This window comes from Bacillus sp. BACIII (genome assembly GCF_057836745.1).
In genome coordinates this window covers 25001-44018 of the sequence record NZ_CM174437.1, presented here as the reverse complement: position 1 = coordinate 44018, position 19018 = coordinate 25001, and the positions used below count along the sequence as shown (strand labels likewise).

The following is a 19018-nucleotide window of genomic DNA, read 5'->3' as shown; positions in this document are numbered from 1 at the left end:
TGTATCAATATGTAAAATAATTAACCCGCATAGCGAATTTTATGCGGGTTTTTCACTCATCCATTTGATTTATACGGCATACCGACACGCAGCACACCCTTCGTTTCAATTCCTCCCAGCCCTTTCTCTCTCGTCAGCGTATTTCTTAGGACATCCCACACATTAATCCGCTCCATAAACGGAGTGAAGCTGATTTTCACGACAATATATACCGGGTCAAGCGCATGAATATTGACGCGTGACGGTGAACTTGCAAAATTCGCGCCCGCTTTGATTAAAGACTCGAAATGGGATTGGCAGGCACCCGCGAATATGACAAGCTGGTCCAAGTGAGGGACTTTTCGCCTCGCTCTTTGAACCGTTTCGACAAAGTGTTTAGAATGCCTGTAGGCGCTTAAATCGTTCATGTCTCCCTTATGCTTGGAGTATGCATCATGGCCGGTGATGACTAAAATATCCGGCCGGTATTTGTCGAGCAGCTCCTCAATGGATGCCGGCATTTTTTTCTCATGGCAATGAATCCCGTACACCGGCACACCGATTTTTTCGTAAAAGTTCAGGCACTTTTTCAAATAAGCCTCATCGCCGTCCAGATGCAATACCTTGCCGGGCATATGAAAGTAGTGCTCCTGATGCTGATATTGATTCGTCGCATAATATTCCTGTTTTTCCCGAAGCAGCTTATAATCCTGGCGGAGCAGCTCGAGAGATTCATTCATCCTGCTTTCATCTTTCTGCTTTCTCACGGCCTGTTCGTCTTTTCTGACAGGCACCAAATCAGAAAAATCAGCATCCGCAATCAATCTGACTTCGTCACCATGCAGGATGGCAATTGAATTTCCTTTGCTTGTTTGCTCTATGCCGATAATGCGAAATAAAACATCCATTTGATGGGATTTCCTGGCTACCATATCTCCTATTTGAAATTGCACGTTACCCACTCCACAAATAGACTAAGCCTCATCATGAAAGAAGCCTTATCAAATGCACCTCTTTCCGCTGCGGCGCTTGATGTTTCAAGCTTTTCTTGCAGTTGAATGAATAAGGTTCTTCTCTAGCCTATGTAGCGGCAGTCCAAGTGGTGACGCAAAACAAAAAGCCCTTCTTAGAAAAGGGCTTTATACAATCCGTTGGACAGGAGCGCGAATTCTTCTATAGACAGGGATTCACCGCGCCGCTTTCCGTCAATATTCGTTTCTTGGAGAATTTCTTCGATTTGAGCTTTCTTCTCTTTTCCGCCCGGAAGATTGTTCACAAGGTTGTTCAGCAAGGTTTTCCGGCGCTGAGCGAAGCTTGCTTTAATCAGCTGGAAGAAAAACGGTTCATTATCGACGGCAACCGCCGGGCCGTCACGAAGCAAGAGACGGATGACCGCGGAATCGACATTAGGCTGAGGCACAAACACCGTTTTCGGTACGGTCATAACCGTTTTGGCCTCCGTGTAGAACTGAACTGCGATGGAAAGCGATCCGTACTCCTTAGAGGAAGGATCAGCCGCCATCCGCTCAGCGACCTCTTTTTGCAGCATGACGACAATTCCTTTTAAGGGAAGATGCTCTTCCAAAAGCTTCATGATGATCGGTGTCGTTACATAATACGGAAGATTCGCCGTCACCATAATTTCATCACAATCCTGAAACTGCTCTTCAATGACGGATTTGACGTCTGCTTTCAGCACATCCTGATGAATGATCGTTACATTGTCATACGGAGACAGCGTATCATTGAGAATGGGCAGGAGGCGCTGATCAATTTCAAACGCGACGACCTTTTTCGCCCGTTTGGCAAGCTGCTCTGTCAGCGCGCCGATTCCGGGTCCGATTTCAATGACTCCGGTCCGATCCGTTATTTCCGCATGGTCCACAATTCTGTCCAATATGTTTGTATCAATTAAGAAATTCTGTCCCAGACTCTTTTTAAAAGAGAAACCGTATTTTTTCAGAATTTCTTTCGTTCTGATGGGTGTCGCGATATCTTTATTGTTCATCCTGTTCATCCTGTTCCTCCTGCATCATAGCATCGAGCGCATCAATAAAATCACTTCTTTTGATTTGAAACATCTGCAGCCGTTTTTGAAGCTGTTTGCCGTTTGTATAGCCGATCTTCAGCAGGTCGCCCAATCGTTCGCGGCGTCTTTTGGCAGCCGGCCCGCCGATCAGACCGGCTTGTATTAAATCTTCAGCTGAAATTTCACTCGGCTTTGCCTCCATCTCTTCATGCACATTTTCCAGACATGCTCTGATGCTTTCAATGGATGCGTGCTCAACGCCGATGCCGCGCTTGTTTTTCGGTTTGGCAAGATGTTTGGGCAGAAATGCGTGTTTACAGCCGGGCACTGCTTCAGAAATGGTTTTCCGGATCTTTTCCCCCGGAAAATCCGGGTCCGTCAGCACGATGACCCCTCTCGTTTCCTGCGCCAGCCGAATCTGCCTGATGACTTCGTCTCCGATTGCCGAACCGTTCGTCTCAATCGTATCCGCATCAACGGCAAGTTTTATGCGCGCAGTGTCATCGCGTCCCTCGACTACAATAATTTCTTTAATTTTCATTACTTCCTCCAAAAAAACTTTTTATATCCAAAACGAAACCTTTGTTTACATGTCACGTCTAATATACTGAAAATACACTTTACCTATTATAACGAAAAAAACAGAGGGCGCAAAACCCTCTGAATGAATCGGAATTAATTTAAAATTTTTATTTTGACCTGTTTCTTTCCCCAGCGGTACGCTGAAGATTTTTCAGGGAAAAAGACATCAATCCGTCTTCCTTTAATGGCTGAGCCCGTATCTGCGGCAACGGCATCCCCGTATCCGTCTACGTGGACTCTTGTGCCGAGCGGAATGACGCTTGGGTCTACTGCAATGACCTTGGCATTCGGATTGCTTGTCAGGTTAACGCCTGTAGCCGTATGGCCGGAACAGCCGCTGCAGCTTGCGGTATATGCCGTGGAAGACACGGTAATCACTTTACCGGAAGATCCGGCTTCGCCCGAAGATGCCTTCACCGGTGCACTGAGCTGCTCAATCTTGGGACTGTGCCGCTTTGTGCCGACCGCAATGATCTGATCTTTGCTTTTTTCAGATGTTTCTTCTTTGACAAGCTTTCTCGATACTTCTTTTCCATTTTCTTTGACAACATGAAAATGCTTTTTAAGCTTGCCTTCTTTTCCTTTTTGAACGATCTTTTCTTTCCCGTTGTCGAGAGACGCATCCTCTTTTTCTTTCACTCGATACGCTATTTTTTCCTCAACTACATCGGTGACTTTTTCGATACGAGTGATTTGTATGCCGGCCTGATCTTTTGTGAGCTTTTCGTGTAATGCCGGTTTTACTTTATCTTCGTCTTTCATGTCCATCTTATGCTGCGTTAAAAAGTCAGCGACCGTAGTCGAAGTCGTCCATATTTTCTTTTTCTTTCCCGCATCATTTACAGTGACCTGAAAAGCCGGGTCGACCGTGACTTTCATGCCGTTTGTCACTTTCGTATCTGCTGCTGGATCTATTTTATCGTGCTGATTCACAGGTGTATGCTGTTCGTTCAGAAATGCGCCGACTGTTTTTGCCGTTGACCATAAAGTCTTTTCTTCTCCGCCTCTTGTCACACGGATTTGCTTTGCAGCATCATACACGACATTCATGTTGTCAGCCAATGCTGTCTGCTTAGACGGGGTAATCCGGTCTTCATTTCTTGTCTCTATATGTAAATCTTCCAGAAGTTCCCCAACCGTTTTTGCATGAGTGCGTATTTGCTTTTTCTTGCCGTTGATAGAAACAGAGACTGATTGTTTTGAGAGCTCATGTGCCCCGTATGCAGTCCCGGTTCCGCCCAGCAGAATAATAGCTGCAATAAGAATAACCTTGCTTTTACCAAGCTTTACGGAAAACAGTTTTTTCATTTTTTGTGTGATGAAAAACGCCTCCTTCTCCTCGGAGAGATTATATAGAGTATCTAAAATGCTGTCAACCCTCCCATCTCGAAGATCAAAAACCTTCAGCGTATCCCTCATTATGCAAAAACAAAGCAAAAAAAGGAAGAGAGACATATCGACAACCTATCTTATGAGGAGAAGGAAGCTTGTAGAACCGTTTTACATATCCACTGAATCGGACAAGCCTTTACACGTTACGACAGCGCATTTTGTCAGTTCATGCGGAAAAGTCTTTTTGCGTTTTCGGTTGTTATTGAAGCAATTTCTTCATACGTCAGTCCTTTTAATTCCGCGAGCTGTTCAGCAACATATTTCACGTAGCTTGGCTCATTTCGTTTGCCGCGGAAAGGATGGGGTGTCAGGAAAGGACAGTCAGTTTCGATCAGCAAACGGTCATTCGGAATTTCCTTTGCCACTTCTTTTGGTTTCTTCGCATTTTTGAAGGTAACCGGTCCTCCGAATGAAATATAGAAATTCATATCCATACACTGCCGCGCAACCTCCGCGCTGCCCGTAAAGCAGTGCATAATGCCGCCGACTTCTTCCGCTCCCTCTTCTTTCAAAATCGTGACAACATCCTCAGTCGCATCACGGTTGTGAATGATAATTGGAAGGTTCACTTCTTTGGCGAGCGCGATTTGTTTCCGGAATACCTCTTTTTGGATATCCTTTGGTGATTTGTCCCAGTGATAATCAAGGCCCATTTCTCCGATTGCCACGACTTTTTCATGAGCGGACAGTTCCTTAATCCATGATAAATCTTCCTCTGTCATGTCAATCGCGTCTACCGGATGCCAGCCGATCGCAGCGTATATAAAGTCATATTCCTCAATCAGCTCCATCGCCCGCGTGATGGTAGGTTTGTCGAATCCGACAACGACGATTCGTTCAACTTTTTCAGCCTTTGCACGCGCAATGACTTCTTCTAAGTCTGTGTCGAATTGCTCGGCGTTTAAGTGCGCATGTGTATCAAAAAGCATCATAAAAACTCCTTTCTTGTTGAAAAACAAAAGGTGTTCGACGAAATGTTACACGTGAAACACCTTTTGCATCTATTATTTAATTCTAGTGCCTTTCGGTAATGACTGGTCGACAGCTACAACCTTAAGGACGCCGTCAGATTCTCCTGCCAGTATCATCCCTTGGGAAAGCTCGCCTCTCAGTTTTACCGGTTTTAGATTCGTTACACAAATGATCTTCATTCCCACAAGCTGATCCGGTGTGTAATGCTTCGCAATACCTGATACAACTTGGCGCTGTTCAAAGCCCAGATCAATTTGCAGCTTCAGCAGACGGTCCGCTTTTTTCACCGGTTCTGCGGACAAGACTTCTGCGACGCGAAGTTCTGTATCCATAAATTGATCAAACGTAATTTCCGGAAGACGCTCTGCTTCTTGCGGCTCTTCTGTTTTTTCTTCTTTCACAGGAGCAGTCCCTTGCATTTTTTGCTTGATGTAAGCTACTTCCTCTTCAGCTTCAAGACGAGGGAAAAGCGGCTCCCCTTTTTTCACTTTCGCGTTCTTTAATTGGCCGAATGTCTGAATGCTGTCCCAAGCTTTAAGAGACTGATCCTCAATTCCGAGCTGAGCAAACATTTTTTCAGGTGTCTGCGTTAAGAAAGGCTGAAGCAGTACGGCCGAAATACGCAATGATTCAGCTAAATGATACATGACAGAACGTAATTCTTTTTCTTTTTCCGGATCTTTGGCCAGCACCCACGGAGCAGTTTCATCAATATATTTGTTCGTACGGCTGATTAATTGCCATAGCGTTGATAAAGCCACTGAGAACTCCATGTTTTCCATTGCCTTTTCATATGCTTTAACCGTTTCACCGGCTACAGAAGAAAGCTCTGAATCAAAATCGGTCACATTTCCTTCATATGAACCGATCTCACCGTCAAAATATTTTTGGATCATAGCAACTGTACGATTCAGAAGGTTTCCTAAGTCGTTTGCCAAGTCATAATTAATCCGTTCTACAAAACCTTCCGGCGTAAAGACACCGTCTGAACCAAATGGCACTTCGCGAAGCAGGTAATAGCGAAGCTCATCCAAGCCGTAGCGTTCAATCAATGTTACCGGATCAACGACATTTCCTTTTGATTTCGACATTTTTCCGTCTTTCATCAATAACCAGCCATGCGCGAATACTTGCTTAGGAAGCGGGAGATCAAGCGCCATCAGCATAATCGGCCAGTAAATGGTATGAAAACGGACAATTTCTTTACCGACAAGGTGGACGTCAGCAGGCCAGTACTTTTTGTAAAGCTCATCATTTTCCGTATCGTAACCGAGCGCCGTAATGTAGTTGAACAATGCGTCAATCCATACATACACGACATGCTTCGGGTTTCCCGGCACTTTTACACCCCAGTCAAACGTCGTTCTGGAAACGGCCAAATCTTCAAGCCCCGGTTTAATGAAATTGTTAATCATTTCATTTTTGCGTGATTCAGGCTGGATGAAGGAAGGATTGTCCTCATAAAACTTCAGCAGGCGGTCTGCATATTTGCTCATGCGGAAGAAGTATGACTCCTCTTTGATTAATTCGACTGGGTGGCCGCTGTCCGGGCTTTTTCCGCCGACAACCTCACCCTTTTCATTTCGTTCCACATCCACCAGCTGTGTTTCAGTATAGAATGTTTCATCAGGGATGCTGTACCAGCCCTCATACTCATCAAGATAGATATCACCATTATCAAGAAGCTTTTGGAACACTTTCTCAATAATTTCTTTATGCCGGCTTTCCGTCGTCCGGATGAAATCATCGTGAGAAATGTCGAGCTGCTTCCATAGTTTTTGGATCTCAGCCACAGCACGATCCACGTAAGCCTGAGGTGTGATATTCTCTTCCTCCGCTTTCTGCTGGATTTTTTGTCCGTGTTCATCCGTTCCTGTCAGGTAGCGTACGTCAAATCCCTTTAATCTTTTGTAACGCGCCATCGCATCGCCGGCCACGGTAGTATAAGCATGGCCGATATGTAATTTTCCGCTCGGATAATATATCGGGGTCGTAATATAAAAAGTATTATTGTCTTGCGGCATGTTGCAACCTCCCATTCAGAATGTCGAAAAGCTCACGCCCAAAGGACGAGAGCGGTTTTATTTGATATACAATATTGATATTTGTCCTCTATCTATGATACCATCTTAGCCTTTAAGATCAAGGATATATACGTACTGCGCGTAAAAGAGTAAATAAAATTAAAAATTTTTATTGAAATTAAAAAAAGTCTTAACATGTCGAAATTTGTCGTATATAATCTACTAATATAAAACATCTTGGTTCGAAAGTCTTGATTTAAAAGGATTTTCAGTAGGATAATAGGTTTGAAAAAGCAGTCAAAAAGCCTGTTATTTCAGGATTTCCAAGGCTTTACTTACTATAAGAACTAATTCTTACAATCAATAGTAAACAAAAAGATTGACGATTATTGGAAACCTTGTTATGCTAGGAATGTAAGGAATTTTGTCGAATAATGACGAAGAAAAATATAAACTACAAAATAATTATCTCTCGGGAGGAGACTGTTAATGAAATCTACTGGTATCGTACGTAAAGTTGATGAACTTGGACGCGTAGTTATCCCTATCGAACTTCGCCGTACACTGGGCATCGCAGAAAAAGACGCTCTTGAAATTTATGTTGATGATGAAAAAATCATCCTTAAAAAATATAAACCAAACATGACTTGCCAAGTTACTGGTGAAGTTTCTGATGATAACCTTAAACTTGCCGGCGGCAAATTGGTACTCAGCAAAGAAGGCGCTGAGCAAATCATCTCTGAAATTCAAAATCAGCTTCAAAACCAAAAATAAGTTATTTCATACAAAAACCGTTCTTGTTACGATACAAGAACGGTTTTTTTTATGATTGAATGTGATAAGCGTCATAAATCTCGCGTTTCGGAACGTTCCGATCTACCGCTGTTTGTTTTATGGCCTGTTTGGAAGACGCTCCTTCGTTTATGTAATGCTCCACATGCTCTTTCTCAGAAAGCTCCGTCCACCAAGGCTTGTCATCTTCATCCGGTTCAGCAGCTTGATTGCCTTCGACAACGAGACAGAACTCACCGCGGATTTGGTCTTCATTTGCCCATTCCATCACCTCGGCGACCGTTCCTCTGATAAATTCCTCGTACTTTTTCGTTAATTCTCTCGTGACGGCGATGTTTCGATTTCCCAAAACGTCATGCATGGCGGTTAACGTTTCTTTTAATCGGTGCGGCGCTTCGTAAAAAATCAACGTTTCCTGGCGTTTTTTCAGGATTTCGAGTTCTTTCTTCTTTTCTTTTTTCTGTCTGTTTAAGAATCCGTAGAAGAAAAACGGCTGCGGGGTGATGCCTGATGCGGTCAGCGCGGTTAACGCCGCATTTGCACCGGGAAGCGGAACGACATAACCGCCGATTTGGGTAAAATCTCTTACAATCTCAGCCCCCGGGTCGGAAATTGTCGGCATACCGGCGTCACTGACCAAAGCCACATTCTTTCCATTTTTCAGCCATTCAATAATTTTATGGCCGCTGCTTTCTTTGTTGTGTTCATGATAACTGGTAAGAGATGTTTCTATGTCATAGACGTGGCACAGCTTTTTCGTCTGTCTCGTATCTTCGGCAGCTATAACATCGACCGATTTCAGCGTCTCCACTGCACGAAAGGTCATATCCTCCAAGTTGCCGATCGGTGTAGGAACAAGATAAAGGATTCCCATTTCAGATTTTCCGTTAAAACTCATCTGGCGACTTAACATATACAGCCTCCTTGCTGCTTCGTTTTTCTTCTATATATTGTTCTTTTTTCTTTCGGGTCAGCTGCTTAAAACGGTATTCCGCCTGCATGGCTTCCCGTTTTGTGTCAAATGATTCCGCATGGCATAACGAAACCGGCCTCCGCGCCCTTGTGTACTTCGCGCCCTTTCCCTCATTGTGGGTTTTCAGCCGTTTTTGCAGATCATTTGTATAACCGGCATAAAGACTGTTGTCATTGCACAGCAGCACATAAAAGAAATGACTATTTGTCTCCATATAAAATCGTGCGGATCTCTTTCGTATATTCATTTTGTTCATCATATACAAACAGCGGAGGAAGAATTTTCAGGTCAGGTCGGCCGCCTTTAATTCCTTCAACCAAAATAGTGTTCGCTTCTTTTCCTTGTTTCGGATAAATAAACTGAACCCGCTTCGGTTCTATTCGGTACGCTTTCATTAATTCAAAGATTTCCAAAAGCCTTCCCGGCCGATGAACGAGAGCCGCTTTCCCGCCTTGTTTCAGCAGTTTGCTGCTGACGGAAATCACATCTTCAAGCGTGCAAAGAATTTCGTGCCTTGCGATTCTGAGATGTTCGTTCAGGTTTTGCTCAGCCTCTTTCGGTGTTTTAAAATAAGGCGGATTGCAGGTGACAACATCATATTTATTATGTCCGAGTCTTTCCGGCATATTTTTCAGATCATCATGAATGAGGCTGATCTGACCGCCCAGCCCGTTGTATTCCACGCTTCGGAGCGCCATATCATACAAACGCTCCTGAATTTCAACCCCGGTGATATCCGCCTTTGACCTTGTACTGAGCAGAAGCGGCACAATTCCATTCCCCGTACATAAATCAACGATGTTTCCCTTTTGAATCGGAACGTATGCAAACTTTGACAGCAGCACGGCATCTAATGAAAAAGCGAAAACTGTCGGGCTCTGTACAATTTTCATATCCTCTGCTAATAAGTAATCCAATCTTTCATCATCACGTAATGAAACCATAATCTTATTCCTTTCGGTACTCTTTGAAAAAGGCTTCCGACATCAGCGGAAGCCTTTTCCTTATTTTTTATTTAAGAAGGACAGACAAAAAAGGCAATCTCCCTTGCGGACGCTCCCATAATGGACGTTGCAAATATGAAAGCCTTCTTGATACAGCCGGGCCAGATTGTCGTAGCCTTCTCCTATATCACTTTGCTCTGCCTTCTGTGTTTTTGTTTCTTTCTGATCGGCTTTGAATTGCTCAATTTGCTCTGTCGTGTCATCAAGCCGCTTACGCAAATGCTTGTTTTCAAGCTGAAGATGGTGATTCTCTTCAATCATTTCGCCGATATGCTGCTTTAAGTCACCCAGCTGACGGTACAGCGAACCGATTTGTTCCTCCAGGTTTATGACAGTATCAAATAACTCTTTTTTATCCAAGGTTCCACACCTCGTTAATCTGTGGTTTGTGCGGATACGACGCCCTCTTCCAAGAGCTCTTCCCAAGTATATTCTATCACTTTTTCACGATTCTTCAGTTCCACCTGAAGCACCCGTTCCAGAATATTAAGACCGACAACCTTTGCGGGGCCGTTTGCCGTCGTAATCATTTCACCTAAATCCGGCAGCTGTTCTTTTGCCGTCTCATACTCATCATTTTCGTACTTCAAACAGCACATCAAACGGCCGCACAGACCGGAAATTTTCGTTGGGTTCAACGATAAATTTTGATCCTTTGCCATTTTGATGGATACCGGTTCAAAATCACCGAGGAACGTGGAGCAGCAAAGCATTCTCCCGCACGGGCCGATACCGCCGAGCATTTTCGCCTCGTCCCTCACACCGATTTGGCGCAACTCGATTCTTGTTTTAAAGATAGAAGCCAAGTCTTTGACCAATTCCCTGAAATCAACCCGTCCGTCAGCCGTGAAGTAAAAAATGACTTTATTGCGGTCAAACGTAAACTCAACATCAACGAGTTTCATATCTAAGCCGTGGTCAGCCACTTTTTTCTGACAGACTTCAAAGGCGGACAGGGCCTCTTGTTTGTTTTCTTCTACGATGAGAAGATCGCGTTCATCAGCAACGCGAATGACCTTTCGAAGCGGAAGCACAACATCATGCTCGTCCACTTGTTTATTTGCGATGACAACCTGCCCGTATTCGACACCTCTTACAGTTTCAACAATGACACAGCTGTCCTGTTCTATATCAAATCCGTTCGGATCAAAATAATAAATTTTCCCCGCTTTTTTAAAGCGGACGCCTATTACGTTGTACAAGCTTATCCCTCCTGCAACGTTAACACCAAGTGCTCCATTAATCCCTGTGTATTCACATTGGAATGAAGCCGTTTTTTTGCTTCTAAAACAGCGAGAATTTGGTTCGTAACGCTTTCTTGTGTAAATTGCAGCGCATGCTGTTTTATTGATTGGAATAAGTCTTGATAAATCAGTTTATCTTCATTTCCAATTTGGATGGATAATACATCACGGTATATCAATAAGAGCATATCAAGACCCATTTCTTGATGGGTTTTTTCTTTGAAAAAGGGCACCCACTGATCCTGAATGAAGAAAAAGGCATGTCCTTTCCGCTGATGTAAGACTTCATACAATTTTATCACTTTCGCTCTGGACTCTGCAAACTCATCATTTCGACTTAATTCGACTGCTTCTGCAATATTATTTGTCATATTTGCTAAGAGTCTGGCCATGTGAGGGCTTACTTCCTGTTCAACCAGTCTTTCTTCTATTGCTTTCGGCTGAAGCGGCTGAAACGGAAGAACCTGGCATCTCGAAACGATGGTATCCAATATTCTGTGGAGCTGCTCAGTAATCAGAATAGCGATAGTGTCTTGACTCGGCTCCTCTAAAAATTTCAACAGACTGTTTGCCGCATTTGTCGTCATTTGATCCGCGTGGGATATAATGTACAGCTTTTTATGCGATTCCAGTCCTGTTTTAGAAAACTCCTCCTGAAGCGATTGGATCTGCGCCTTTTTAATGGATAATCCGTCGGGCTGAACCACATGCAGGTCGGGGTGGTTTCCGGAATCAATACGCTTACAGTTCCGGCACTCCCCGCAAGGCTCAGTCCCGTCTTCAAGGCAAAAAAAGCTTTTTGCGAGAAGCAGTGCGGCATCCAATTTGCCAGTACCTTTTTTGCCTTCAAACAGATATGCGTGAGAAAGCCTTTTCTTTTCAATGCTATTATGCAAAAGACGCATCACTCTGGGCTGCTGCCCGGTCATTTCCTTCCATGATATTGCCATTGTATCACTCTCTATGTGTAAAGGTTAATCAATAAACCTTTTATTTCTCCGATTCGATCCAGCAAATCAATTGCCGGTTTTTCCTGATCTAACATCTCTTCCGTCAGCTGGAGCAGCTTTTCATCTATTTCTTTCACAAGCCCCAGGGTCCGGCTGCTGCCGTACATGTCAAAGCTTTTCGTCGTTTCATGCGATAATCCGCTGTCAACGGCCTCTTTTACAAAACGTTTTACCAATCCTTTGAATTTCGCTAAGTCTTTGAAGTTCCTCGACTTCGTCAGTCTTTTCCCGAACGTTTCTATATCCGTTAAGAACCTGCTCAGCTGGTCAAATTTCAGCTTGCTGCTTTGGCTGTCCAATGAACTTTTAAACGTCCCGGAAAGCTCTGTCGCTTTATAAGCAGGCTGCTGCTTTTTCTCAATAAATGTGCGTAAGTCAGAATTTATTTTCACGTCGTCAAATCCTTAAAATTGATGAAATTCATCGACCGGAAGGACAAAGACCGTCGCTCCGCCGACTTCCACTTCGACAGGATAAGGAACGTAAGAATCCGCATTCCCGCCCATCGGGGATACCGGGGCAATCATCTGATCACGTTTACAGCCATTTTCTTTAATGAGGCTGAGCGCTTTATCGACACGGATATCCTCCACCCCGATCATAAACGTCGTATTGCCTGATTTAAGAAATCCGCCTGTTGTCGCAAGCTTCGTCACCCTGAAGTTGTGGTCGGTTAATACTTTTAAAAGTCTGTTGCTGTCTTGATCCTGCACCACTGCCATTATTAATTTCATTCTATAGGCCCCCTTTAGGTTGGAAAGAACATGGTCGTTACATTCATTATATCAACTTATGAGAAACAGGTCACAACTGAATTTTTTTCAATGTTTCATTTATCACCTGAAGTACGTCCTGAATGACGAGTTCCTTCTTTTTCGATGCGTCGATTGTATGAAATCTTTCAGGGAAACGCTGCATCACCTTTTGGTATCCTTCACGTACTTTCGTGTGAAAGTGCAGGGCCTCAAGATCAAGACGATTCTTTTCTCTTGAATCATTCGACGTAATCCGTTTCAGCCCTTCTTCCGGATCGATAGAAAAATAGATGGTGACATCAGGCATCGTATCGCCGATTGCAAACTGGTTAATAGAAAGCACTTCATCAATGCCGAGCCCTCTCGCATAGCCTTGATAAGCCAGCGAACTGTCGATAAAACGATCGCACAGCACAATGCGTCCTTCTTCCAATGCAGGCTGCACCTTTTCGGCTAAATGCTGTCTTCTCGCAGCGGCGTAGAGCAGCGCCTCCGTTTTTGCATCCATCAGTGTATTGTTTTTATTTAAGATCACTTCTCTGATCTGTTCCGCAATGTCGATGCCGCCCGGTTCTCTTGTCGCTGTCACCGGAAGCCCCTTTGCCGACAGAATCTCTTTCACTTCCTGAAGCACAGTCGTTTTCCCTGCGCCTTCAGGACCTTCAAATGTAATAAATAAACCGCTCATGATTTCTCCTCTTCTGTATAAACAAGTAGTTGTTCCCCGTTTAACAAGCCTTGAATATGTGCGTCCATACCGATTAAACGGGAAAGCTTTTGTACGATCTCTTCTGTTACCCGTTCTCCGTCCATGATCAGCGGAATTCCCGGGGGATAAGGAATAATGTTCCCCGCATGCAAGCGCCCGGCCGCCTTATTTATATCCGTAAGCTCTTTTGGAAACTTCCGCATCTCATTTTGCGGATATTCAAGTGTCGAAATGGACGGAAAGGTCCAATTCACGGTATCCGGCAATTTATCGGGCGGTGTATTCTCCAGTTTCTGCTGTATGTTTCTTACGGTTTCCTGTTCTATCATCCGCCGGCCGCCTATCGGCAGGACGAGCAATACTTGGTACTCGTCAGCCAGCTCGGCAACAATGTCTTCGCTCTCCAAGATACTTTGTAATGAATAGCCGGAATGTCCGAGCTTTGACCGAAGAATGAATTTTAACGGGTCCGCCCTGAGCCCATATCCGGAAGGCTCGATCATTTCAATAGAAGAAATCGACGCGAACGTTCGTTTGATTTGTTCAATATGCGCCATATGACCGGGGAGTGTCCCTTTTTCAGCGATATCCTGAACATAGGCGCGCGCCGTATCTAAAGAGGCCATTATCGGATATGACGGGCTGCTGCTTTGCAAACTGCTTAAATAATAGGTTAATCGATCTCTGTCAATACGGGTGCTGTTTAAATGAAAGTAAGATCCCATCGTCATAGCCGGAAGCGTTTTGTGAGCCGATTGAACAACGGCATCCGCCCCCATATCCAATGATGATGGCGGGAACGGTTCACCTAACACAAAGTGAGCGCCATGAGCCTCATCCACCAGTACAGGAACGCCGTATGAATGGGCTTTGTTAACTGCCGCGGTCAAATCGGCAGCATGCCCGTAGTAAGTCGGATTAGTCAGAACAAGGCCTTTCGCATTCGGATATGACGCTAACGCTTTTTCAATGACCGGTAGGGATACATGGGCCGGCACATGCATGTTTTTATCAATTTCCGGCGCTAAATACACCGGCTTGGCTCCAGCCATTGCCACCGCATGGAAAACAGACTTGTGACAATTACGCTGGATCAGAATGGGCTCGCCCGGTTCACAAACAGCTAAAATCATCGCCAGATTGCCGGCGGTCGTTCCATTGACGAGAAAGAAGCTCTCCCGAGAGCCGTATAGCCTGCTCAGCAATTCCTGTGCTTCCTTGATGACCCCCGCCGGGTGATGTAAGTCATCAAGCCCTGTGATCTCAGTCATATCAATAGATAAAAGAGATTGATATACAGATCTGGCTTCATCAAAAAAGACATCTCCATTGTGATGTCCCGGAACATGAAAAGAATACGTATTTCGGTGCGCATGCTTCAGCAGCGCTGTATATAAAGGTGTGTCCATATTTTAAACAAATCCTTTGCCTGTCTTTCTTATTATATCGTGCCTGTGAGCCAACTTAAAGCTAAGACTTTTTGCCAGCTAGCCATTATCCCGGCCAGACTTCATATCAAGCAGTTTCTTTTTCAAATCGCCTTCCATGATCATGAGCTCCTCCTCGGCCCGCCTGCGCTTCATCCTGCCTTCTTCTTGAATAGACATGATTTCTTCCAGTGTGGTGACTAAGCTTTCTTGCACTTTTTTTAGGGTATCTGCCTCAACAAGTCCGCGCTCATTGGCTTTGGCGGTCTCGACTGTACTTGTTTTCAGAAGCTCAGCATTTTTCAGGAGCAATTGATTCGTCGTATCCGCCGCCTTCTGCTGTGCATCTGCCGCACTCCGCTGCTTCATTAGTGTCAGGGCGATGGCAACTTGATTCTTCCATAAAGGAATAGCCGTAACAATGGAGGACTGAATTTTCTCTGCCAGTGCCTGATTCGTGTTTTGAATCAGACGGATTTGCGGCGCACTCTGAAGCGTAATCTGCCTGCTCAGCAGCAGATCATGCACTCTCTTATCCAGACGGTCGGCAAACTGGCGAAGGTCATTCACTTCCTGAGCGGCCATTTGATTGTGTTCCCCTAATTCGGCTTTTCTTACCGCTTCGGGAATCAGCTTTGTTTTCAGCTCATCTAACTTTAATTCACCCGCCGCTATATACATATTCAAGTCAGAAAAGTATCGTTTATTTTGGGCGTACAGCTGATCTAACCATTTATTATCACTCAACAGTCCATTTTTAAAAAGTTCCAGCCTTCTGCTGATACGGTCAATCTGCACACTTGTCTTTTGATACTTCGAAAGCACTTCCTGCACAGATCCGGATACCCTTTTGAACAAACGGGCAAAAAAACCTTTGTTCTTCATCTGCAGATCATCAGGATTTACCTGGTCAAGCTTTCTCATCAAATCAGACAGTATCTGTCCCATCTCTCCTGCATCTTTCCTTTGCACATGCTCTATCATCGTGTGGGAAAATTCAAGAAGATTCGCCTGCGCCTGTGAACCAAACAGAACAATGCTTTGCATGTTCCCGGGATCCAGTTTTTCAGCGAGCTGAAGGGCCGCTTCTCTTTTTCTTCCGGCAGCGTATCTGCAAGCCTTAGATTAGCCTGATCATTTCGAGCGCCCATGATATCATCGGAACGGTCTTTGGCCATTTCCTTCCCCCTTTCTTACTTTCTCAGTGACTGCTTTGCCATATCTAATTCAAAATGCAGATCGTCGATGTCTTCCTTCATCAGTTCATGAAGATCCTCTTCCAGCCGCCTGGCAAGCTCCGCAAGAGTCATCCTTGTCTGACTCAAGGACATTGATAAATCTTTATTTTTTCGCGGCTGTGATGAGAGCAGAGCATACTTTTCGGTCAGCTCCACAACAGAATCAAGCGTTTGATAATAGAAACGCTCCGCCTGATAAAAACGCTTCGGCTCCTGCTTTGTGAGCAGATATATCCGCCGCGTTATCCGCAGTATTTCTGCATTCTGCTTCAGCATTTGTATACTTTTAGAGCGAAAAAGCGCCCTGCGTAATCGAACGATTTTATTTCTTGCTTCCTCAAGATTTTCCTTGATATAAGTATATTCTTTTCTTGTCAGCCGGTGTTTTTTTAAAAAGAGGCGCTTCGCATTCCACAGTCCGGCCATACTGACGGCAGTTCCGCCTGCTGCTCCGTATAAAAGCGAATACAGAAAAGGCTGATGCCCTATCGTAAAAGCGGCTGTCCCCGCTAATACAAAAACTGCGCTGCCGCAAAGCGTCCATTTCATATATTGAATAAACGGTTTCATATTTGGATCGACTCCTATTTATTCACTTTTATCAGTATTATCTATTACATTCCATTTCTAAACAAGTTCCTCTTCTTATCGTATCAGTTCTTATATAAAAAGTGAAAAAAACCCCTTATTTTTAAGCAAAAAAAAAGACCCTTTTCAGGGGTTAAGAATATAATGTCGGTGTATGAAGGCTTTTCAGTTTACGAACGAAAAATTCATAATTCGGATCAGAGGTTGGAGTTGAAACTACTTTCTTCTCACACTCTAAACATATAAATTTCGTATAAATATGAATACCCCTGCTTTTTTTAGTTTCACACACAATACATGTTTCTTCATGGCTGGACGTTTCATTCATCTGTGCCCACCTCCGTATGAATAGCCTTCCCTGAAGCCATTGATTGTATACACAATTTGGACCTTTTTGAAGTTTGCAATTAGTATATGGGCGTTGCCGTATTTCGGTGTTTGTATTGTTTTATTCAAAAACAAAAAAGGCAGCTCATGATGAGCTGCCTTTACCTTTATATCGCTTGGCGGCGTCCTACTCTCACAGGGGGAAACCCCCGACTACCATCGGCGCTGAAGAGCTTAACTTCCGTGTTCGGCATGGGAACGGGTGTGACCTCTTCGCTATCGCCACCAAACCATTGAGAGTGTTCTCTCAAAACTAGATAACAGTAAGCATACATTCAAAAATGGTTAAGTCCTCGATCGATTAGTATCTGTCAGCTCCATGTGTCGCCACACTTCCACCTCAGACCTATCAACCTGATCATCTTTCAGGGATCTTACTTCCTTGCGGAATGGGAAATCTCATCTTGAGGGGGGCTTCATGCTTAGATGCTTTCAGCACTTATCCCGTCCGCACATAGCTACCCAGCGATGCCCTTGGCAGAACAACTGGTACACCAGCGGTGCGTCCATCCCGGTCCTCTCGTACTAAGGACAGCTCCTCTCAAATTTCCTGCGCCCGCGACGGATAGGGACCGAACTGTCTCACGACGTTCTGAACCCAGCTCGCGTACCGCTTTAATGGGCGAACAGCCCAACCCTTGGGACCGACTACAGCCCCAGGATGCGATGAGCCGACATCGAGGTGCCAAACCTCCCCGTCGATGTGGACTCTTGGGGGAGATAAGCCTGTTATCCCCGGGGTAGCTTTTATCCGTTGAGCGATGGCCCTTCCATGCGGAACCACCGGATCACTAAGCCCGACTTTCGTCCCTGCTCGACTTGTAGGTCTCGCAGTCAAGCTCCCTTGTGCCTTTACACTCTGCGAATGATTTCCAACCATTCTGAGGGAACCTTTGGGCGCCTCCGTTACCTTTTAGGAGGCGACCGCCCCAGTCAAACTGCCCACCTGACACTGTCTCCCCGCCCGATAAGGGCGGCGGGTTAGAAGGTCAATACAGCCAGGGTAGTATCCCACCGATGCCTCCACCGAAGCTGGCGCTCCGGTTTCCAAGGCTCCTACCTATCCTGTACAAGCTGTACCAACATTCAATATCAGGCTGCAGTAAAGCTCCACGGGGTCTTTCCGTCCTGTCGCGGGTAACCTGCATCTTCACAGGTACTATAATTTCACCGAGTCTCTCGTTGAGACAGTGCCCAGATCGTTGCGCCTTTCGTGCGGGTCGGAACTTACCCGACAAGGAATTTCGCTACCTTAGGACCGTTATAGTTACGGCCGCCGTTTACTGGGGCTTCAATTCGCACCTTCGCTTACGCTAAGCGCTCCTCTTAACCTTCCAGCACCGGGCAGGCGTCAGCCCCTATACTTCGCCTTACGGCTTCGCAGAGACCTGTGTTTTTGCTAAACAGTCGCCTGGGCCTATTCACTGCGGCTCTCTCGGGCTTGCACCCTAACAGAGCACCCCTTCTCCCGAAGTTACGGGGTCATTTTGCCGAGTTCCTTAACGAGAGTTCTCTCGATCACCTTAGGATTCTCTCCTCGCCTACCTGTGTCGGTTTGCGGTACGGGCACCTCTCACCTCGCTAGAGGCTTTTCTTGGCAGTGTGGAATCAGGAACTTCGCTACTATAATTCGCTCGCCATCACAGCTCAGCCTTCACGGGAAACGGATTTGCCTATTTCCCAGCCTAACTGCTTGGACGCGGATATCCAATACCGCGCTTACCCTATCCTCCTGCGTCCCCCCATTGCTCAAATGGTGAGGAGGTGGTACAGGAATATCAACCTGTTATCCATCGCCTACGCCTTTCGGCCTCGGCTTAGGTCCCGACTAACCCTGAGCGGACGAGCCTTCCTCAGGAAACCTTAGGCATTCGGTGGAGGGGATTCTCACCCCTCTTTCGCTACTCATACCG

At 45.2% G+C, this 19018-nt stretch carries 19 protein-coding genes, 2 rRNA genes and 1 pseudogene (1 of these 22 only partly in view); 1 reads left to right on the top strand and 21 read right to left on the bottom strand.

Features of this window, described 5'->3' with window-relative positions; translation table 11 throughout:
* Nucleotides 1–56: 56 nt before the first annotated feature.
* From yabG to metG, 6 genes are all read right to left on the bottom strand, one after another.
* Nucleotides 57–932, bottom strand: coding sequence for a sporulation peptidase YabG (gene yabG / locus ACXN9U_RS00245; protein ID WP_489202054.1), 876 nt, complete (start codon nucleotides 930–932; stop codon nucleotides 57–59).
* Between the two features lie 173 nt (nucleotides 933–1105).
* Complete coding sequence (gene rsmA, locus ACXN9U_RS00240) at nucleotides 1106–1987, bottom strand: 16S rRNA (adenine(1518)-N(6)/adenine(1519)-N(6))-dimethyltransferase RsmA (RefSeq protein ID WP_060965085.1); 882 nt, start codon at nucleotides 1985–1987, stop codon at nucleotides 1106–1108.
* Entirely contained in the window at nucleotides 1977–2549 is a 573-nt protein-coding gene (rnmV, locus tag ACXN9U_RS00235) for a ribonuclease M5 (RefSeq protein WP_060963774.1), read from the bottom strand. Before rnmV ends, rsmA begins: the two co-directional genes overlap by 11 nt.
* A 134-nt stretch (nucleotides 2550–2683) precedes the next feature.
* Nucleotides 2684–4009, bottom strand: a complete 1326-nt coding sequence (locus ACXN9U_RS00230) for a resuscitation-promoting factor (protein WP_101605623.1) — start codon at nucleotides 4007–4009, stop codon at nucleotides 2684–2686.
* A 134-nt stretch (nucleotides 4010–4143) separates the two neighbouring features.
* Complete coding sequence (locus tag ACXN9U_RS00225) at nucleotides 4144–4911, bottom strand: TatD family hydrolase (protein ID WP_016936519.1); 768 nt, start codon at nucleotides 4909–4911, stop codon at nucleotides 4144–4146.
* A 75-nt stretch (nucleotides 4912–4986) separates the two neighbouring features.
* A complete protein-coding gene (gene metG, locus ACXN9U_RS00220) occupies nucleotides 4987–6978 on the bottom strand; it encodes a methionine--tRNA ligase (protein ID WP_060963777.1) in 1992 nt (663 codons plus the stop codon).
* 483 nt (nucleotides 6979–7461) lie between these two features.
* Between metG and abrB the strand changes: the two genes are divergently transcribed.
* The gene (gene abrB / locus ACXN9U_RS00215; protein WP_169510469.1) at nucleotides 7462–7752 is read left to right on the top strand and encodes a transition state genes transcriptional regulator AbrB; all 291 of its coding nucleotides are present in this window, start codon (nucleotides 7462–7464) and stop codon (nucleotides 7750–7752) included.
* A 49-nt stretch (nucleotides 7753–7801) separates the two neighbouring features.
* Here abrB and rsmI read toward each other — a convergent pair whose 3' ends face one another.
* The 15 genes and pseudogenes from rsmI to ACXN9U_RS00140 form a co-directional block, all read right to left on the bottom strand.
* Nucleotides 7802–8683, bottom strand: coding sequence for a 16S rRNA (cytidine(1402)-2'-O)-methyltransferase (gene rsmI / locus ACXN9U_RS00210; RefSeq protein ID WP_060963778.1), 882 nt, complete (start codon nucleotides 8681–8683; stop codon nucleotides 7802–7804).
* On the bottom strand, nucleotides 8658–8957 hold the full coding sequence (locus ACXN9U_RS00205; protein WP_047478056.1) for a GIY-YIG nuclease family protein: 300 nt from the start codon (nucleotides 8955–8957) through the stop codon (nucleotides 8658–8660). Before ACXN9U_RS00205 ends, rsmI begins: the two co-directional genes overlap by 26 nt.
* The gene (locus tag ACXN9U_RS00200; RefSeq protein WP_049627760.1) at nucleotides 8944–9687 is read right to left on the bottom strand and encodes a tRNA1(Val) (adenine(37)-N6)-methyltransferase; all 744 of its coding nucleotides are present in this window, start codon (nucleotides 9685–9687) and stop codon (nucleotides 8944–8946) included. The genes ACXN9U_RS00205 and ACXN9U_RS00200 overlap by 14 nt, the downstream gene beginning before the upstream one ends.
* A 60-nt stretch (nucleotides 9688–9747) precedes the next feature.
* Nucleotides 9748–10107, bottom strand: a complete 360-nt coding sequence (gene yabA, locus ACXN9U_RS00195) for a replication initiation-control protein YabA (protein ID WP_016936514.1) — start codon at nucleotides 10105–10107, stop codon at nucleotides 9748–9750.
* 14 nt (nucleotides 10108–10121) lie between these two features.
* Nucleotides 10122–10949 carry a competence/sporulation regulator complex protein RicT gene (ricT, locus tag ACXN9U_RS00190; protein WP_004264723.1) on the bottom strand — a complete coding sequence of 276 codons (828 nt, stop codon included), beginning with the start codon at nucleotides 10947–10949 and terminating at the stop codon, nucleotides 10122–10124.
* A 2-nt stretch (nucleotides 10950–10951) separates the two neighbouring features.
* Entirely contained in the window at nucleotides 10952–11941 is a 990-nt protein-coding gene (gene holB / locus ACXN9U_RS00185; RefSeq protein WP_016936513.1) for a DNA polymerase III subunit delta', read from the bottom strand.
* Between the two features lie 11 nt (nucleotides 11942–11952).
* On the bottom strand, nucleotides 11953–12393 hold the full coding sequence (locus ACXN9U_RS00180) for a YaaR family protein (RefSeq protein ID WP_489202053.1): 441 nt from the start codon (nucleotides 12391–12393) through the stop codon (nucleotides 11953–11955).
* A 12-nt stretch (nucleotides 12394–12405) separates the two neighbouring features.
* Nucleotides 12406–12735: a cyclic di-AMP receptor DarA gene (gene darA, locus ACXN9U_RS00175; protein ID WP_095284727.1), complete on the bottom strand. Its 330-nt coding sequence runs from the start codon at nucleotides 12733–12735 to the stop codon at nucleotides 12406–12408.
* Nucleotides 12736–12805: 70 nt separating this feature from the next.
* The gene (gene tmk, locus ACXN9U_RS00170) at nucleotides 12806–13444 is read right to left on the bottom strand and encodes a dTMP kinase (RefSeq protein WP_016936511.1); all 639 of its coding nucleotides are present in this window, start codon (nucleotides 13442–13444) and stop codon (nucleotides 12806–12808) included.
* Nucleotides 13441–14874, bottom strand: coding sequence for an aminotransferase class I/II-fold pyridoxal phosphate-dependent enzyme (locus ACXN9U_RS00165; RefSeq protein ID WP_060963780.1), 1434 nt, complete (start codon nucleotides 14872–14874; stop codon nucleotides 13441–13443). Before ACXN9U_RS00165 ends, tmk begins: the two co-directional genes overlap by 4 nt.
* 78 nt (nucleotides 14875–14952) lie before the next feature.
* Nucleotides 14953–16070: pseudogene (locus ACXN9U_RS00160) on the bottom strand (toxic anion resistance protein).
* A gap of 15 nt (nucleotides 16071–16085) precedes the next feature.
* Nucleotides 16086–16700, bottom strand: coding sequence for a 5-bromo-4-chloroindolyl phosphate hydrolysis family protein (locus tag ACXN9U_RS00155; RefSeq protein WP_060963782.1), 615 nt, complete (start codon nucleotides 16698–16700; stop codon nucleotides 16086–16088).
* Nucleotides 16701–16851: 151 nt separating this feature from the next.
* A complete protein-coding gene (locus ACXN9U_RS00150) occupies nucleotides 16852–17046 on the bottom strand; it encodes a sigma factor G inhibitor Gin (protein ID WP_007409914.1) in 195 nt (64 codons plus the stop codon).
* Between the two features lie 173 nt (nucleotides 17047–17219).
* Nucleotides 17220–17335 (bottom strand): 5S ribosomal RNA (gene rrf, locus ACXN9U_RS00145).
* A 51-nt stretch (nucleotides 17336–17386) separates the two neighbouring features.
* Nucleotides 17387–19018 (bottom strand): 23S ribosomal RNA (locus tag ACXN9U_RS00140); it runs 1297 nt beyond the window's last position.

Excerpts from the sequence above, each read along its gene's own strand:
- ACXN9U_RS00205 (WP_047478056.1), bottom strand. The coding sequence starts at position 8,957 with ATGGAGACAAATAGTCATTTCTTTTATGTGCTGCTGTGCAATGACAAC.
- tmk (WP_016936511.1), bottom strand. The coding sequence starts at position 13,444 with ATGAGCGGTTTATTTATTACATTTGAAGGTCCTGAAGGCGCAGGGAAA.
- ACXN9U_RS00225 (WP_016936519.1), bottom strand. The coding sequence starts at position 4,911 with ATGCTTTTTGATACACATGCGCACTTAAACGCCGAGCAATTCGACACA.
- metG (WP_060963777.1), bottom strand. The coding sequence starts at position 6,978 with ATGCCGCAAGACAATAATACTTTTTATATTACGACCCCGATATATTAT.
- ACXN9U_RS00165 (WP_060963780.1), bottom strand. The coding sequence starts at position 14,874 with ATGGACACACCTTTATATACAGCGCTGCTGAAGCATGCGCACCGAAAT.
- ACXN9U_RS00200 (WP_049627760.1), bottom strand. The coding sequence starts at position 9,687 with ATGGTTTCATTACGTGATGATGAAAGATTGGATTACTTATTAGCAGAG.
- darA (WP_095284727.1), bottom strand. The coding sequence starts at position 12,735 with ATGAAATTAATAATGGCAGTGGTGCAGGATCAAGACAGCAACAGACTT.
- rnmV (WP_060963774.1), bottom strand. The coding sequence starts at position 2,549 with ATGAAAATTAAAGAAATTATTGTAGTCGAGGGACGCGATGACACTGCG.
- ACXN9U_RS00155 (WP_060963782.1), bottom strand. The coding sequence starts at position 16,700 with ATGAAACCGTTTATTCAATATATGAAATGGACGCTTTGCGGCAGCGCA.
- ACXN9U_RS00230 (WP_101605623.1), bottom strand. The coding sequence starts at position 4,009 with ATGAGGGATACGCTGAAGGTTTTTGATCTTCGAGATGGGAGGGTTGAC.
- ACXN9U_RS00150 (WP_007409914.1), bottom strand. The coding sequence starts at position 17,046 with ATGAATGAAACGTCCAGCCATGAAGAAACATGTATTGTGTGTGAAACT.
- holB (WP_016936513.1), bottom strand. The coding sequence starts at position 11,941 with ATGGCAATATCATGGAAGGAAATGACCGGGCAGCAGCCCAGAGTGATG.
- rsmA (WP_060965085.1), bottom strand. The coding sequence starts at position 1,987 with ATGAACAATAAAGATATCGCGACACCCATCAGAACGAAAGAAATTCTG.
- rsmI (WP_060963778.1), bottom strand. The coding sequence starts at position 8,683 with ATGTTAAGTCGCCAGATGAGTTTTAACGGAAAATCTGAAATGGGAATC.